The 15,773-nt window shown below is 66.2% G+C and carries 14 protein-coding genes and 1 pseudogene; 8 read left to right on the top strand and 7 right to left on the bottom strand.

Going from position 1 to position 15,773, the window contains the following annotated elements; all coding sequences use genetic code 11:
• Window positions 1–194: 194 nt before the first annotated feature.
• The 4 genes from AC1DKD_RS31145 to AC1DKD_RS31130 all read right to left on the bottom strand — a co-directional run bounded on the left by AC1DKD_RS31145 (window position 195) and on the right by AC1DKD_RS31130 (window position 4,367).
• Window positions 195–1,058 (bottom strand): ferritin family protein, encoded by an 864-nt coding sequence (locus tag AC1DKD_RS31145; RefSeq protein ID WP_441637196.1) that lies wholly within the window; start codon window positions 1,056–1,058, stop codon window positions 195–197.
• 198 nt (window positions 1,059–1,256) lie between these two features.
• Complete coding sequence (locus AC1DKD_RS31140; RefSeq protein ID WP_477144115.1) at window positions 1,257–2,477, bottom strand: patatin-like phospholipase family protein; 1,221 nt, start codon at window positions 2,475–2,477, stop codon at window positions 1,257–1,259.
• Window positions 2,478–2,546: 69 nt separating this feature from the next.
• A complete protein-coding gene (locus AC1DKD_RS31135; protein ID WP_441637194.1) occupies window positions 2,547–3,428 on the bottom strand; it encodes a PhaM family polyhydroxyalkanoate granule multifunctional regulatory protein in 882 nt (293 codons plus the stop codon).
• A 69-nt stretch (window positions 3,429–3,497) separates the two neighbouring features.
• Complete coding sequence (locus AC1DKD_RS31130; RefSeq protein ID WP_477144114.1) at window positions 3,498–4,367, bottom strand: enoyl-CoA hydratase/isomerase family protein; 870 nt, start codon at window positions 4,365–4,367, stop codon at window positions 3,498–3,500.
• 114 nt (window positions 4,368–4,481) lie between these two features.
• Here AC1DKD_RS31130 and AC1DKD_RS31125 point away from each other — a divergent pair, with 114 nt between their 5' ends.
• Window positions 4,482–4,937, top strand: a complete 456-nt coding sequence (locus AC1DKD_RS31125; RefSeq protein ID WP_441637198.1) for a CoA transferase — start codon at window positions 4,482–4,484, stop codon at window positions 4,935–4,937.
• Here the strand turns inward: AC1DKD_RS31125 and AC1DKD_RS31120 are convergent.
• Both AC1DKD_RS31120 and AC1DKD_RS31115 read right to left on the bottom strand, forming a co-directional pair.
• Window positions 4,934–5,917, bottom strand: coding sequence for a fumarylacetoacetate hydrolase family protein (locus AC1DKD_RS31120; RefSeq protein WP_477144113.1), 984 nt, complete (start codon window positions 5,915–5,917; stop codon window positions 4,934–4,936). The genes AC1DKD_RS31125 and AC1DKD_RS31120 overlap by 4 nt on opposite strands.
• A gap of 31 nt (window positions 5,918–5,948) precedes the next feature.
• Window positions 5,949–6,968, bottom strand: coding sequence for a Bug family tripartite tricarboxylate transporter substrate binding protein (locus AC1DKD_RS31115; RefSeq protein ID WP_441637190.1), 1,020 nt, complete (start codon window positions 6,966–6,968; stop codon window positions 5,949–5,951).
• Window positions 6,969–7,238: 270 nt separating this feature from the next.
• Between AC1DKD_RS31115 and AC1DKD_RS31110 the strand changes: the two genes are divergently transcribed.
• From AC1DKD_RS31110 to AC1DKD_RS31095, 4 genes are all read left to right on the top strand, one after another.
• On the top strand, window positions 7,239–8,072 hold the full coding sequence (locus AC1DKD_RS31110; RefSeq protein ID WP_441637188.1) for an IclR family transcriptional regulator: 834 nt from the start codon (window positions 7,239–7,241) through the stop codon (window positions 8,070–8,072).
• Window positions 8,073–8,091: 19 nt separating this feature from the next.
• The gene (locus AC1DKD_RS31105; RefSeq protein WP_477104495.1) at window positions 8,092–9,141 is read left to right on the top strand and encodes a DUF3108 domain-containing protein; all 1,050 of its coding nucleotides are present in this window, start codon (window positions 8,092–8,094) and stop codon (window positions 9,139–9,141) included.
• A gap of 91 nt (window positions 9,142–9,232) precedes the next feature.
• Window positions 9,233–10,075, top strand: a complete 843-nt coding sequence (pcaD, locus tag AC1DKD_RS31100; protein WP_477144112.1) for a 3-oxoadipate enol-lactonase — start codon at window positions 9,233–9,235, stop codon at window positions 10,073–10,075.
• A gap of 241 nt (window positions 10,076–10,316) precedes the next feature.
• On the top strand, window positions 10,317–10,574 hold the full coding sequence (locus tag AC1DKD_RS31095) for a BTH_I0359 family protein (protein ID WP_035859088.1): 258 nt from the start codon (window positions 10,317–10,319) through the stop codon (window positions 10,572–10,574).
• A gap of 126 nt (window positions 10,575–10,700) precedes the next feature.
• Here AC1DKD_RS31095 and AC1DKD_RS31090 read toward each other — a convergent pair whose 3' ends face one another.
• Window positions 10,701–11,093, bottom strand: a complete 393-nt coding sequence (locus AC1DKD_RS31090; RefSeq protein ID WP_006161304.1) for a rhodanese-like domain-containing protein — start codon at window positions 11,091–11,093, stop codon at window positions 10,701–10,703.
• Window positions 11,094–11,261: 168 nt separating this feature from the next.
• Here AC1DKD_RS31090 and AC1DKD_RS31085 point away from each other — a divergent pair, with 168 nt between their 5' ends.
• The 3 genes and pseudogenes from AC1DKD_RS31085 to AC1DKD_RS31075 all read left to right on the top strand — a co-directional run bounded on the left by AC1DKD_RS31085 (window position 11,262) and on the right by AC1DKD_RS31075 (window position 15,488).
• The gene (locus tag AC1DKD_RS31085) at window positions 11,262–12,344 is read left to right on the top strand and encodes a homocysteine S-methyltransferase family protein (RefSeq protein WP_035859084.1); all 1,083 of its coding nucleotides are present in this window, start codon (window positions 11,262–11,264) and stop codon (window positions 12,342–12,344) included.
• 35 nt (window positions 12,345–12,379) lie between these two features.
• Window positions 12,380–14,919 (top strand): annotated as a pseudogene (locus AC1DKD_RS31080) (vitamin B12 dependent-methionine synthase activation domain-containing protein).
• Between the two features lie 239 nt (window positions 14,920–15,158).
• Window positions 15,159–15,488 carry a hypothetical protein gene (locus AC1DKD_RS31075; RefSeq protein WP_035859082.1) on the top strand — a complete coding sequence of 110 codons (330 nt, stop codon included), beginning with the start codon at window positions 15,159–15,161 and terminating at the stop codon, window positions 15,486–15,488.
• Window positions 15,489–15,773 lie beyond the last annotated feature (285 nt).

Genomic DNA, 15,773 nt, shown 5'->3' with positions numbered 1-15,773 from the left:
CTCCACCGTCCATGGCGCAGTCACGCCAAGCAGCTGCCGGTACAGTTCCACGCTGTCCATCGCACACCTCCTTACCAAGCCATGCGCGAAAGCGTACTACCTACCCACACGAAAGTCTGAAGAACCAAAAAACAAAACCCCATCAACCGATGGGGTCCGTTCTGCCGAAGGCAACTCAAATAACCAAACCTGAATCAAGCCTGCGCCGGCTGCGCCCCCCCAGCCGCCTGCAACTTCGCATTCAACTCCTTCCGATACCGGTTCAAATCCTGCACCGTCTCAAACGTGCGCTCGAACAACAGCGACATATTGTGCAGAATCCGCTCGATGACCTTCTTCTCCCAGCTTTCGTCAAAGCGGATCTGCTCGTCGAGCCAGTGCTCGAGCCAGTCCGGATCCGGCAGGCGCGATTGCACGGTGTCGTTGGGGAACAGCGCCTTGTTGACGTGCAGGTTGGTCGGGTGCAGCGGCTTTTCGGTGCGGCGGGCGGAGGCCATCAGCACGCCGATCTTGGCGAAGGCCGAGCGGGCGCTGTCGCCGAACTGGTTGAGGTATTTCTTCATGTAGCGCAGGTAGGCGCCACCGTGGCGGGCTTCGTCCTGCGACAGGGTGCGGTAGATCTGCTTGATCACCGGCTCGGTGTGCCATTCGGCGGCACGGCGGTACCAGTGGTTCAGGCGGATCTCGCCGCAGAAATGCAGCATCAGGGTTTCCAGCGGCGGGGCCGGGTCGAACTCGAAGCGCACGGCGTGCAGTTCTTCCTCGGTCGGCACCAGGTCCGGGCGGAAGCGGCGCAGGTATTCCATCAACACCAGCGAATGCTTCTGCTCTTCAAAGAACCAGATGCTCATGAATGCCGAAAAGTCGGAATCGTGGCGGTTGTCGCGCAGGAACATCTCGGTGGCGGGCAGGGCCGACCATTCCGTGATGGCATTCATGCGGATCGTCTTGGCCTGGTCGTCCGTGAGCAGGCTCGGGTCGAAGGAATCCCAGGGGATGTCCTTGTCCATGTGCCAACGTACCGCTTCCAGCGATTTGAACAGTTCGGGGTAGAGCATGGTAAGCCTTTGAAATTACGGGCAGATTCTACCAGATGCGAATTATTCCCAATGCTCTTTTCATGCGGAAACGATGGGAGCGGATGCGGCTGGATCTGCGCGGTACTTAATTTATGGGCGAATATCGCTTGTTCCACCGATTTTCCTTGCGCGGCAAGGAGCATTATGCGTCACTTGCGGCTGGGCCGCGCCGATAGGTCAGGCCATCGCGCGGGCAGGTGGTTCATGACCCAGTGTAGCCGGGCGCGCGGACGTTGCGCCTATCTCGTTGCCATGATCGGGCGGGATGATGTCATACAGGAAGGCGGCCAGTTCGTGTTGTTGAGCCAGAGCATCCTGTTCGCCCAGGGTGATCAGTGCCTGGGTGAACTCAGGCTCGAACAGCAGGTAGCTGGCAAAGGCCGCGCCGCGCGCTTCGGTGCCGCCCAGCGGGGTCAGCAAGGCGCGCACGGTGYGCGGCAGCTGTTTTACATGTGTGGCAGCGATGGCTTCGATGGGTTCGCTGGGCGAAATCGTCATCACTTGCACCGGGCGCCAGCCCTCCCTGTCGTTGGCGATTTCCGGCATGCGCGAGAGCAGGTTGTTGATGTGCTGCAGCCGTTCCAGGTCCGCGGACAGACCGTCGAGGAAGATGCTCGCCAGGGCTTGGCCGCCCACCTGCGCCAGCGACGGGTAGCCGCCGGCGGGTACGGTGTCGAACCAGCCCGGGCGCTGGCGCGAAGCGGCGCCGATGGCCAGGATCCGCGAGGCGCCCAGGTGGATTGCCGGCGACAGGGGCGACATCTGGCGCATGGTGCCATCGCCGAACCACTCATGATGCYCGTCCAGTTCCAGCGGCAGCGCGGGGAACAGGAAGGGAATGGACGAGGACGCCAACAGGTGGTCCACACCGATCTTCGCTTCCACGGCCAGCCGCTGGCTGCGGCGCCACGGATGGATGCGGCGGTGCGACTGGTAGAAGGTGACGTGGCGGCCGGTGCTGTAGGACAGCGCCGTCACGGCCAAGGCCTGGAGGTCGCCGGCGTCCAGGCTCGCCTGTACCCGCTCGGGGTCGAACAGCTCGGAGAGCAGGCCGCCGAGCGGCGCGTTGTCGAACAGCGCCCGCGGCGCGCGCCGGGTGACCCAGCCGAAAGCCAGCGCGGAGAGCCAGCGGGCACCCGATGCGCCCACGCCGACCACGCCGGTCCGGTAGACATCCTCGGCATGGATGCCGCTCCATAGCGCGGCCAGGCTGTGGGCCGCCGCGCGGAAATTGGCGGCGTTGATCGCCATGCCTGCGCCGTTGATGGCGCCGGCCGACGTGCCGCAGATGATATCGAAGGGGATGCGGCCGCGATCCAGGCCGTGACGGGCGGCGATGCGGGCGAGGCCTTGCAGCACGCCGGCCTGGTAGGCGGCGCGGGCGCCGCCGCCCATCATGATCAGCGCGGTGGTCTTCACCAAGGGTGTCGGCTCGATGGGTGGATCACGGCCAGCTCCGGCACGGGTTCAGTGCGGCTCGCCGGGCACATCCGGCTTGTCCCCGGATGCGGGGGCGCCGGCCGTGCCATTCACCGGCGCGGACTTGGTCGCCGCGGGCTTCTTGCCGGCCGGACGCTTGGCTGCGGCCTTGCCTGCGGCCTTGACGGCTGGCTTGGCGGCGGATTTGGTGCCGGGTTTGCTGGCCGCCTTGGCAGGTTTTGCCGTCTTGCCCGCACCGGCCGGCGGCTTGCTCGCGGGCTTGGCGGCAGATCCGGGCTGCGCATCCGCCCCTGGCATGCCAAAGCCGCCGAGATTGCCGAACGGCGTCAGGCTGGCGGTTGCGGCGCTGCTGGCGATCTGGTTGAACTGTTGCTGCAGAACATCCCACCACAGACTGGCATCGGGCGGGGGCGCGCTGGCCTGGCCGGACGCGGCGGCCGGCTGTTCCGCCTGGCCGGCTGCGGACGCTTCGGGGACGTCGGGGCCGTTGTCTTCCTCGTCCTCGTTTTCCTCGACCGTGGGCTCGGGCCAGACGCGCTTTGCCGCGGCGGGTTCCGCCTTGTGCTGGAACGGCGCGGCGCTCGGCGAGCTGGCGGCGCGCGCGACGTTTTCCATGGCGCTTTGCATGGCCTCGGGCGAAAGCGCGGTGCCGATGGTCTGCAGCGCCACCAGGGTGGCGCGCTGGACCTCCAGGCCCTGGATGGTGGTGCGCAGCAAATTGGTGTTGAGCTGCAGCCAGCCTTCCACGGCCTTGAGGTCGTGGATGCGCTTGTCGACTTCCTCCAGGTTCATCGGCGGGGTCATGGCCTGCAGGCCCGGCATCAGCCCGCCGGGCATGCCGGCGGCGCTGCCCCACATCTTGCGGAGGAACTCGAAGCCGTTGGTGAAATCTGGGATCTGGCCGAACATCGTTTCGTCTCCGGGGGTCGGCAGCCGGCGGTGCCGGCTGCGGGGTCGAACTACATTAGTCGAACTGCATCAATCGAACTTCGGCGGCCGCTTCTGCCGCAGGCTCGCCACGCCTTCCTGTACATCGGGGCCGGCAAAGCCCATGAATTCAAGCGCCAGCGAACTGTCGAACGCCGGGCCCGCCATGCGCAGCCAGTTGTTGAGCGCGTACTTGGTCCAGCGGATCGCCGTTTGCGACCCGGCGGCCAGCCGGCGCGCCACGTCGAAGGCGCGCTCGACCAGTTCATCCTCGTCCACGGTCAGCGACACCAGCCCGATGCGCTCGGCCTCTTCGCCGCTCACCGACTCGCACAGCATCAGATAGTACTTTGCCTTGGCCATCCCGCACAGCAGGGGCCACACGATCGCGGCATGGTGGCCTGCCGCCACGCCCAGCCGCGTATGGCCGTCGACGATGCGCGCGGTCCTGGCCGCGATCGAGATATCGGCCAGCAGCCCGGCCACCAGCCCGGCGCCGACTGCCGGGCCGTGCATGGCCGAGACGATSGGCTTGTCGCAGTTGATGAYGTTGTAGACCAGGTCCCGTGCTTCGTGCCACACCCGCGTGCGGGTGGCGAAATCGTTGGCCATGTCTTCCACCAGGGACAGGTCGCCGCCGGCGGAGAAGCCTTTGCCCTCGCCGCGGATCAGCGCCACGCGCACCTCGGGGTCGGYCGAGACGTCGCGCCAGATTTCCGCCAGTTCGCGGTGCRTGTTGGCGTCGGCGGTGGCCAGCTTGCGGTTGGCGGACTGGTCCGCGCCCATCACGATTTCGAGGATGGGACCATGCCTGCGCAGGGTCAGCGCGCGGTAGCGGTCGTAGCGCGGCGACAACGGCGCGGCGTCGGGCTGGGGCAGCGGTGAGGATTGCGGAGCATCTTGCGGAGGGATTGCGGTCATGGGGGGAGCGATGGCGGTGGCCATTCCATAGTGGATCATGGTGGGACCGGGCCGCGCATCGCAGCCCGGGGGCGCCACCGGAGCCTGCGCTGCGGCGGCGCATAGTCGACGGCAATTAGTCAACCGGTCGGTCGGTCAATTATAAGCACTCCCCGTCCTGTCTCTGCTAATCGCCGGAAGTTTCTCGCGCGCGCGCTTCATTCACCGCAAAGTCCCGCTTTTCCAGCACGTGCTGGCGCAGTAGCGCTTACGCAGTCCTCAGCGCATTGGCTGGCCGCGTTCGACAAGGCGGGGGTTCCGGCCGGGCCCGTCCACTCCGTGGGCGAAGCCCTGAGTCACCCGCAAACGCTCGCGCGCGGCATGGTGGTTGAGCAGCAGCATCCCGAGGCGGGCCCGATCAAGACCATCGGGCTGCCCGTGAAGCTGTCCGAGACGCCGGCGCAATACCTGCGGCCGTCGCCCCGGCTGGGGGAGGATACGCGAGCGCTCCTTGCCGAAGGTGGCTATGGGGAGCGGGAGATCGCTGCCATGCTCGCGCAGGGCATCGTCATGGAACCGGCGGTGGCTTAGCGCGGGGCCGACACCAGCTGGTCGATAGCGCCGAATACCGAACGGCCCTGCGCGTCGAACATCTCGATCTTGACCGCGTCGCCGTACTTCATGAAGCCGGTGACCGGCTGGCCGCCATCGATGATCTCCAGCATGCGCTTCTCGGCGATGCAGCAGTAGCCCTTGCTGCGGTCGACGTTGGAGATGGTGCCGGAGCCCACGATGCTGCCCGCCCGCACATTGCGCGTCTTGCAGATATGGGCGATGAGCTGGCCGAAATCGAACACCATGTCGGTGCCGCAGTCGGGCGCGCCCACTTTCTTGCTGTTCCAGTGCACGGTCATCGGCAGGTGCACGCGGCGTTCGCGCCAGGCTTCGCCCAGYTCGTCSGGCGTGAYSGCCACCGGCGAGAACGCCGTGGCCGGCTTGCTCTGGAAGAAGCCRAAGCCCTTGCCCAGCTCGGCCGGGATCAGGTTGCGCAGCGACACATCGTTGGCCAGCATGATGAGGCGGATGGCGTCGGCGGCCTGCTCGGGCTTGGCCCCCATCTTCACGTCGCCGGTGATGACGGCGATCTCGGCTTCGAAGTCGATGCCGAAGGCTTCGCTGGCGCACACGATATCGTCGTGCGGGCCGATCATGTCGTCAGAGCCGCCCTGGTACATCAGCGGGTCGGTCCAGAACTCGGGCGGCATCTCGGCGCCGCGCGCGCGGCGCACCAGCTCCACGTGGTTCACATAGGCCGAGCCGTCGGCCCACTGGTAGGCGCGCGGCAGCGGCGCCATGCAGGCCTTGGGGTCGAAGGCGAACGGATGGCGCGCGCGTCCCGCGTTCAGGGCGTCGTAGACGTCCTGCAACTGCGGCGCGTAGAAGTTCCAGTCGTCCAGCGCGTTCTGCAGCTTGCCGGCGACATCGTTGACGTAGTGGGCGGTCTTCRGGTCGCGCGAGACGACCACGAGCTGGCCGTCGCGCGAGCCGTCCTTGAGGGTGGCGAGTTTCATGTATGCAATGCGTTAGGAAAAAAGCGGCCCGCTAGTCTACCGTGATGCCCTTGGCCTTGATCAGTTTGCCCCAGCGCTCGGCTTCGGCATGGGCGTACTGGGCGAATTCCTCGGGTGTGCTGGATACCGGCTCCACGCCGATGCCTTCGAAGCGCTTCTGCACGTCGGCGCTCTTGAGCGCCTTTACCAGTTCGGCGTTCAGGCGCGTCACTACCGGCTTGGGCGTGCCGGCCGGCACCACCACGCCTTGCCAGGCATAGGCCTCGAAGCCGGGCACGCCGGCCTCGGCCACCGTCGGCACCGTGGGCAGCGCCGTCAGGCGCTTGGGCGTGGCCACGCCGAGGGCGCGCACCTTGCCAGCGGCGACGTTCTGCTGGCCGGACGCCAGGTCGAGAAACATCAGTTCCACCTGGCCGGCGAGCAGGTCCTGCACCGCCGGGGCAGCGCCCTTGTACGGCACGTGTGTCATCTTCGTCCTGGTCTGGTCCATGAACAGTTCCATGGCCAGGTGGTGCGGGCTGCCGGCGCCGGGCGAGGCGAAATTGACCTTGCCGGGATTCTTCTGCACATACTCGATCGCTTCCTTCAATGTGCGTGCGGGGAAGTTCGGCGTGGCGACCAGGATCAGCGGGAAGCGCGCCACCATGCTTACATGCACGAAATCCTTGTCGGCGTTGTAGGGCAGCTTCTTGTACAGCGAAGGATTGGCCGCCAGCGTGGCGGTATCGGCCGTCAGCAGCGTGTAACCGTCAGGCTTGCTGTGTGCCACGGCGTCGGCGCCGACGATGGTGGCCGCGCCCGGCCGGTTGTCGATCACCACCTGCTGGCCGAGTGCCGGCGTGATGGCCTGGCCCAGCGTGCGCGCCACCACGTCGGTGCCGCCGCCGGCCGGGTAGGGCACCACCCAGCGGATCGGCTGGGTGGGCCAGTTGTCCGCGGCGCGGGCGGGCAGCACGGCGGCTCCCAGCGCCAGCGTGGCAAGCAGCGGTACCGCGCAGGCGCGCCAGGCTTGCCGTGCGGGCAGCAGGGAAAAGGGGAAAAGGCGGGTCATCGTTGTCTCCTGTAGAAGTCGGCCGCGTCGCGCCATGTGCGTTGCATGGCGGCTGCCGCGCCGGGGTTGGCCGGTGCGGTGTCATGGCATCAGCGCCCGGCCTGTATAGCGGTGTTCAAAGTGCGTTCAAAGTCTACCGACGGTTTAAAAATTGGTAAATCGATTTCGCTATAGTAAATTTAGGTTCCAACCTGCGTGATCGTCTCGCCCGTATTATTCCGGGATGTGATTCGTGCATGGCTTATTCACCGTTTTTCCGCAAGTTGCCGCATGACCGAACTCGAAGAAGACGATTCCAAATTGCGTTCCGGCATCCAGTCGATCGAGGTTGGCTTCAAGTTGCTGCAGGCGCTGGCCGCGTCGCCGCGCGCCATGATGCTGCGCGACCTGGCCGCCGCCGCCGACATGAATCCGGCCAAGGCGCACCGCTACCTGGTCAGTTTCCAGCGGCTGGGCATGGTGGCGCAGGACCCGGTGGGCGGACGCTACGACCTGGGCCCATTCGCGCTGCAGCTTGGCCTCGCGGGACTGAACCGGCTGGATCCGGTCAAGAAGGCCCGCCCGATTCTGTCGCAGTTGCGCGACGAAATGGACCAGACCATCGGCATCGCCGTGTGGGGCAACCACGGCCCGACCATCGTGCATTGGGAGGAGTCGAGCCACCCGGTTACGGTAAGCCTGCGCCTGGGCGATGTCATGCCCATGCTCAACTCCGCCACCGGCCGCCTGTATGGCGCTTATCTGCCGAAACAACAAACGCGGCCGCTGGTAGAACGGGAACTGGCCGAGCGCGGCCATGACGATATTCCGGGCCTGCCGCGCTCGCTGGCCGACTACGACGCGGTCTGCGAGGACGTGCGGGTGCATGGCGCGGCGCGCATCAAAGGTGGCGTGCTACCGGGCATCAATGCATTCTCGATGCCGGTGTTCGACGCCAACGGCCATGTCGCGATGGCTTTGATCGTGCTCGGCGCGCAGAGCGTATTCGATGCAGAATGGGGCGGTACGGTCGATCGTCACGTACGCGACATCGCCCGGCAGATTTCTTCGGAGCTTGGTTATCTTGGTGGCAGCCCGACGAACGGGCCGAACGGCCTTTCCTGACAAGCCCGCCTCGCGCCGCGTGCGCTTGGCGCTCGCGCTTGCGCTCGTGCTGGCGGTGCACCTGTTGGTGGTGGTGGGCCTGATGCACCTTCCCGGCCCGCCGGGCGACCCGACCGCCATGCCGGCGATCGAGGCCATCCTGCTGCCGCCGCCGGAGCCGCCGGCCGCGAAAGCGCCGTCGCATCCGGCACCCGTTGTGCAGAAGCGGCCCGCCGCGCCGCGGCCGGAGGCAGCGCCAGAACCCGTCCCGGCCGAATCGCTCCCGGAATCCCACCCTGAGACGCCGGCCACCGCGGAGGCGCCGACGCTGCTGACTGCGCCTGGCTCCGGCCCGGCCATGGCGAGCGCCGGCGGCCAGGCCGGGCAGGGTGCCGCATCCGCGTCCGCGCCCGCGGCTGCGGACGCGGGCTTGCCGGCGGACGGCGTTCGCTATTCGCCGCCGCCGTCCAGGCTGCTGCACTACGCCAGCTTCGTCAACGGCGTACAGAATCCGGATGGCCTCATCCGCTGGCAGCAGGACGGAGCGCGCTATCTGCTTGCGGTGGAAACACGGGTGCTGTGGTTCCGTTTCAACTTCCACAGCAGCGGCGCACTCAGTGAACGCGGCCTGGCGCCGGAGCGCTATGAGGAGAACCGCCGCAACCGCAGCGAGGCGGCCCGCTTCGACCGCGCCGCCGGCGCCCTGGTCTTCGAGGGGCGCAACAAGCAGGTGCCCTTGCCCGCCGCGGGCCAGGACCGCTTCAGCGTATTCCTGCAACTGGTCGGGCTGGTCCGCGGAAATCCGCAGCGCTACGCCACGCCCGGCGTCACCGAAACCTTCGAGGTGGCGGATACGCGTGACCTGGAGCCGATGCAGGTGCAGTATGTGGGAGAGGAGGACGTCGACACCGGTCACGGAGCGGTACACGCCAAGCATTTCATGCGCCTGCCGCGGCATGCGGGCGATCGCCGGCGGGTGGAGGTGTGGCTGGCGCAGTCGCTGCAGTGGATGCCGGTGAAGCTGCGCCAGACGGAGCCCGACGGCACCCAGATCGAACTCGTCTACCGCGACAGCGAAGCGCTGCGCTGAGTCGTCAATGAGTCGTCAATGATTCGTCAAGCGGTGGCGCGTCGGTTGCCGCCGTGGTTCACCGCGTTTGCTCAACTTCCGGAGACCTGCCATGAGCGCCACCCAGYCACCGTCCGAGGCCCGCCGCGTCAGCGTGGGCGATATCAGCCTCCAGGTTCGCATCGACGGGGGCGATGGCCCGTGGGTGATCCTGGCGCACGCGCTGGGTGCCAACCATACCTTGTGGGACGCCACCGCGCGCCACCTGGCGCCGCGCTATCGCGTGCTGCGCTACGACCTGCGCGGGCATGGCCAGAGCGATGCGCCGATCGGCGCCTATTCGATGATCCGCATGGCCGACGACGTGGCCGCCCTGATGGATGCGCTGGCGGTGCCGGAGGCGCATTTCGTCGGCGTCTCGGTTGGCGGCATGATCGGGCAGACGATGGCTGTGCGGTATCCGGAGCGGTTGCTGTCGCTTACGCTGGTGGATACCGTCAACCGTACCCCGCTGGATGCCCACCCGATGTGGCATGACCGCATCGGCCACGTGGAGGCGCACGGCATGGCGGGCGTGGCTGACAGCACGCTGGAGCGCTGGCTGAGCGCGCCGTACCGGGCCGCGCATCCGGAGGAGGCGCAGCGCGTGCGCGAAATGATCCTGTCCACGCCCGTGCATGGCTATGTGGGATCGGGGCAGGCCATCATGGCATTCGACCTGGCCGGGGCGATCGCACGCATTCATTGCCCCACATTGGTGGTAGTCGGCGAGGAGGATCAGGGCGCGCCTCCGGAGATGGCGCGCGAGATTGCCGCGACCATCCCCGGCGCGCGCCTGGAAGTGTTGCCCCGGGCGGCGCACCTTGCCCATCTCGAACAAGCCGAGCGTTTTCACGCAGTGCTCGACGCTTTCCTTGGTAATGCGGCTTGTGGGGCACAGTGCGAGGCGCCCTGATGCGATATCCGGTAATTTCCAGCAATATCTTTCGAACATAACTCAAGAACTTGCTGACAGCGCCGTTGCCCAATGTAGTGAGGGAACGCTTAATTCCTGCGGTTCGCCGAAGCAAGAATCTTGAAAACACGGCAAACACCCTCAGCTTGGAGGTGAAATCGCGGAGGGCAACCGGCCAGTGTGCCGGTAATCGGAAGAATCATTGGCCCGCCGCTTACCCATGACAGCCAGGAGGTATGCCATGCAAATGATCTACAACAGCGACAATTACTGCATTGTCGAGTTTGGTGCGGATGTCGAGCATGCGCCTCTTGCCTCTGGCGGCTATGAAATCGTCGACAAGAACCTGAAACGCGAGATTTTCCTCGGCGGCCAGATGGCCGAGAGCTTTCGCGCGGACGTGCAACGTCTGATCGAGAGCGAGCCGTCGGTGGAAGAGGTGGACGATTTCCTTGGCAAGTTCGACACCGTGATGGTTCAGCCGCTGGTGATGCACTAGGCTTGTAGCCGCCTCTGCCGGTTCCTCGCTCAAGGGCGGCCGGCGAGTGAAACGGAAACGAGAAGCCCGCGCAATGCGCGGGCTTCTCGTTTTCAAGGCGCCGGTCCCCGGCGTTCCCAGTGTCTCTCAGTATTGTTCCCAGGGCAGGCCAGCATGGCGCCAGCCGTTGAGCGTATTGCGATGGCGTTCGGCGTCCAGGTCGCCCTCGAAGCCGTGCAGGACATTGTAGACCGTGGAGAACCCCGCGCCCTCCAGCGCTCTCGCGGCCGCTGTCGAGCGGTTGCCGCTGCGGCAGATCAGCAGCACAGGGCGGGCCGACGCCTGCCCCGCCAGCTTCTTCACCGACTGCACAAAATGCGGATTCACCTCCCAGTCCGGGCCATCGTTCCAGGGCACGTTGTGCGCCCCTTTCGGGTGTCCCACGAAGAGGTATTCCATCTCGCTGCGGCAATCGATGAAGAGCGCATCGGGCGATTCGCTGAGCAGGGTTTGCGCGTCGCCGGGACTAAGGTGTTGCATGGGAAAGGCTTCTCGGTAATGGGAAGGTTCCCCAGTGTAGGGCCGGGCGGTGCCATGCGGCAACCCGCGAGCGCCTTCGCGCGCACTGGCCTGCCCGCGTCCGTTATTCCGCAAACCATTGATGCAACTGATAAAATCGGACTCTTTTCCCTTGCTGTCGAGCCCCACATGAGCGCCGCCCCACGTCCCGCCTCGCTTCCTCCCGCGCGCCCCTATACCCGGGCGGCCAACCTGCCGGCCCTGCTGCGCGAGCGCATCCTGATCCTGGACGGTGCCATGGGCACCATGATCCAGCGCTACAAGCTGACCGAGGCGGACTACCGCGGCGAACGCTTCGCCGGGCACCATGTCGACGTCAAGGGCAACAACGAACTGCTGTTGCTGAGCCGCCCGCAGGTCATCAGCGAGATCCACGAGCAGTACCTGGCCGCCGGCGCCGACCTGATCGAGACCAACACCTTCGGTGCCACGGCCGTGGCGCAGGAAGACTACAAGATGGCGGACCTGGCGTACGAGATGAACGTCGTCGCCGCCAGGCTGGCGCGCGAAGCCTGCGACAAGTACAGCACGCCGGACAAGCCCCGCTTCGTGGCCGGCGCCTTCGGCCCCACGCCCAAGACCGCCAGCATCTCGCCGGACGTCAACGACCCGGGCGCGCGCAACGTGACCTTCGAGGAACTGCGCCATTCGTACTACGAGCAGGGCAAGGGTTTGCTGGAAGGCGGCGCAGACGTGTTCCTGGTGGAAACCATCTTCGACACGCTCAACGCCAAGGCCGCGTTGTTCGCTATCGACCAGTTGTTCGAGGACACTGGCGAGCGCCTGCCCGTGATGATCTCCGGCACCGTGACCGATGCCTCCGGCCGCATTCTGTCGGGCCAGACCGTCGAAGCGTTCTGGAACAGCCTGCGCCACGCCCGCCCGATCACCTTCGGCCTGAACTGCGCGCTGGGCGCCACGCTGATGCGCCCGTACATCGCCGAACTGGCCAAGATCTGCGACGCGGCCGTGTCGTGCTACCCCAATGCCGGCCTGCCCAACCCGATGAGCGATACCGGCTTCGACGAAACCCCGGAGGTCACGTCGTCGCTGGTGGAAGAGTTCGCCGCGTCCGGCCTGGTCAACCTGGTGGGCGGCTGCTGCGGCACCACGCCCGAGCACATCGCCGCCATCGCGCGGAGCGTGGCCAGCAAGAAGCCGCGCGCCTGGCCTGGCCAGTACCGCGACGGCGACGACCGTGCCGCCGCCTGAACATGCATCGCGAGCCCACAGAACAAGATCAAGCCATGACCAACGATACCCTGCCGTCGCGCCCGATGCGCCTGTCCGGCCTCGAGCCTTTCACCATCGATGAGGACACGCTCTTCGTCAACGTCGGCGAGCGTACCAACGTCACCGGCTCCAAGGCCTTCGCCCGCATGATCCTCAACGGCCAGTTCGACGAGGCGCTGGTGGTGGCCCGCCAGCAGGTCGAGAACGGCGCGCAGATCATCGATATCAACATGGACGAGGCCATGCTGGACTCGAAGGCCGCCATGGTGAGGTTCCTCAACCTGATCGCCTCCGAGCCCGATATCGCGCGCGTGCCCATCATGCTGGACTCGTCCAAGTGGGAAGTGATCGAGGCCGGCCTGCAATGCGTGCAGGGCAAGCCCGTGGTGAACTCGATCTCGCTTAAGGAGGGGGAGGAGCAGTTCCGTCATCACGCCGAGCTGATCCGCCGCTATGGCGCCGCTTCCGTGGTGATGGCCTTCGCGCTTCCGTCAGCGGCGGCGTGTCSAACGTGTCGTTCGCCTTCCGCGGCAACGATGCTGTGCGCGAGGCCATCCACACCGTGTTCCTGTACCACGCCATCAASGCSGGCATGGACATGGGCATCGTCAACGCCGGCCAGCTCGGCGTGTACGACCAGCTCGACCCCGAACTGCGCGAGCGCGTGGAAGACGTGGTGCTCAACCGCCGCGAGGACAGTACCGATCGCCTGCTGGAGATCGCCGACCGCTACAAGGGCGGCGGCGCGAAGAAAGAAGAAAACCTGCTGTGGCGCGGCACCCCGGAGAATCCGGTGCCGGTGGCCGACCGCTTGTCGCACGCGCTGGTGCATGGCCTGACCACCTTCATCGTGGAAGACACCGAGGAAGTGCGCCAGCACGTGGAAGCGCGCGGCGGCCGCACGATCGAGGTGATCGAAGGCCCGCTGATGGATGGCATGAATATCGTGGGCGACCTGTTCGGCGCCGGCAAGATGTTCCTGCCGCAGGTGGTCAAGAGCGCTCGCGTGATGAAGMAGGCMGTGGCYYACCTGCTGCCCTACATCGAAGAAGAGAAGCGCCTGCTGGCCGAGGCCGGCGGCGACGTCAAGGCACGCGGCAAGATCGTCATCGCCACCGTCAAGGGCGACGTGCACGACATCGGCAAGAACATCGTCTCGGTGGTGCTCCAGTGCAATAACTTCGAAGTGGTCAACATGGGCGTGATGGTCCCGTGCAACGAGATCCTGGCGCGCGCCAAGGTCGAGGGCGCGGACATCGTCGGTCTGTCCGGGCTGATCACGCCGTCGCTCGAGGAAATGGCCTACGTCGCTTCCGAGATGCAGCGCGACGACTACTTCCGCATCAAGAAGATCCCGCTGCTGATCGGYGGCGCCACCACCTCGCGCGTGCATACCGCGGTCAAGATCGCGCCGCACTACGAAGGCCCGGTGGTCTACGTGCCGGACGCCTCGCGCTCGGTCAGCGTGGCGTCGAGCTTGCTGTCCGACGAGGGCGCGACCAGGTACCTGGACGAGCTGAAGACCGACTACGAGCGCATCCGCCACCAGCACGCCAACAAGAAGGCCACGCCGATGGTGTCGCTGGCGAAGGCCCGCGCCAACAAGACGCCGGTGGACTGGAACGCCTACGTGCCACCCAAGCCGAAATTCATCGGTCGTCGCATCTTCCGCAACTACGACCTGACCGAGCTGGCCAACTACATCGACTGGGCGCCGTTCTTCCAGACCTGGGACCTGGCCGGCAARTTCCCCGACATCCTCAATGACGAGATCGTCGGCGAATCCGCCCGCCGCGTGTTCTCGGACGGCAAGGCCATGTTGTCGCGCCTGATCCAGGGCCGCTGGCTGACGGCCAACGGCGTGCTGGCGCTGCTGCCGGCCAACACCGTCAACGACGACGATATCGAGATCTACACCGACGAGACCCGCAGCCAGGTCGCGCTGACCTGGCACAACCTGCGCCAGCAGAGCGAGCGTCCGGTGATCGACGGCGTGATGCGGCCCAACCGGTGCCTCGCCGATTTCGTCGCGCCCAAGGACAGCGGCGTCGCGGACTACATCGGCGTGTTCGCCGTCACCGCCGGCATCGGCGTGGACAAGAAGGAAGCGCAGTTCGAGGCCGACCACGACGACTACAGCGCGATCATGCTCAAGTCGCTGGCCGACCGCCTGGCCGAAGCCTTCGCCGAATGCCTGCACGAACGCGTGCGCAAGGATCTGTGGGGCTACGACGCCGGCGAGGTGCTGACCAACGAGCAACTGATCGCCGAAAGCTATCGCGGCATCCGTCCGGCCCCGGGCTATCCGGCCTGCCCGGAACACACCGTCAAGGGCCCGATGTTCGACTATCTCAATACGGCCGAGATCGGCATGGGCATCACCGACTCGCTGGCGATGACGCCCGCGGCCTCGGTGAGCGGCTTTTACCTGGCGCATCCGGAGTCCACGTACTTCTCCGTGGGCAAGATCGGACAGGACCAGCTCGACGACATGGTGGCGCGCCGTGGCGAAGAACGCAGCGTGCTGGAGCGCGCGCTCGCGCCTAACCTGTAACCGCATGCGTGCGGCGGCGGCGGCGTTTTGTGCCCCCGCGCCGCCGCAAGCCGTTGGGCAAGCAGGGGAAAAGCTTCTCCGGGCCTGCCGATGTGACTTTGTAAGTTCTTCACCACTCCTTACAAGGCATTACATCTCCTAACAGACCGCGCGGCTCCGCATCCCTAGACTGAGGGCTCACATCAAGTGAACACCGCAGCGAATGTTTCGCGGCGGCGCAAACTGCCAGGAGCCTCTCAATGAATAAACTGCTGATCTCCCTTTCCGCTCTCTCGATCGCTGCCGCTTCCTCGCTGGCCATGGCGCAAGGTACCGGCGTTGATGCGAAGGCTGGTGCCACCGGCGCCATCTCGGCGCCCGCGGTCAGCGCGCCCGCAGACAAGGGTGCGGCGGCTGGCGCAGGCGTGAACGCCGGCCTGGACGCCAAGGCAGACGCTGCTACCGGCGCGCAGGCAAAGCCCACCGCCAAGACCAAGAAGCACACCAGCCACGCCAAGAGCAAGAAGGGCGAAGCCGCGGCCGACACCAGCGCGGCCGCCGATACCGGCGCGGCGACCAAGGTCCAGTAAGCCTGGGCCGGCAAGCCTGGAGCGCGCCGAGCGGTGCGCGGCCGGGCTGGAACGAAAGGGACGGGTTCAACCCGTCCCTTTTTCGTTCGCGCGGCCTGCACGGGGCGTGTCAGCCTTACACCGACATTCGCGCGGCTTTGCAAGCTCTACAATGCATTAGCCCCGCCGCTCCCGAGAGCTGGGGCATCCATGCCCAGGGAGAATCCCATGATTCGCGTTTTGATCGCCGACGATCACCAGATCGTGCGCGCTGGTCTGCGCCGATCGTGCGCGCTGGTCTGCGCC

The organism is Cupriavidus sp. 05T313, assembly GCF_056396665.1.
Note: the sequence above shows the minus strand (reverse complement) of the source record. Positions and strands in the feature narration are given on the sequence as shown.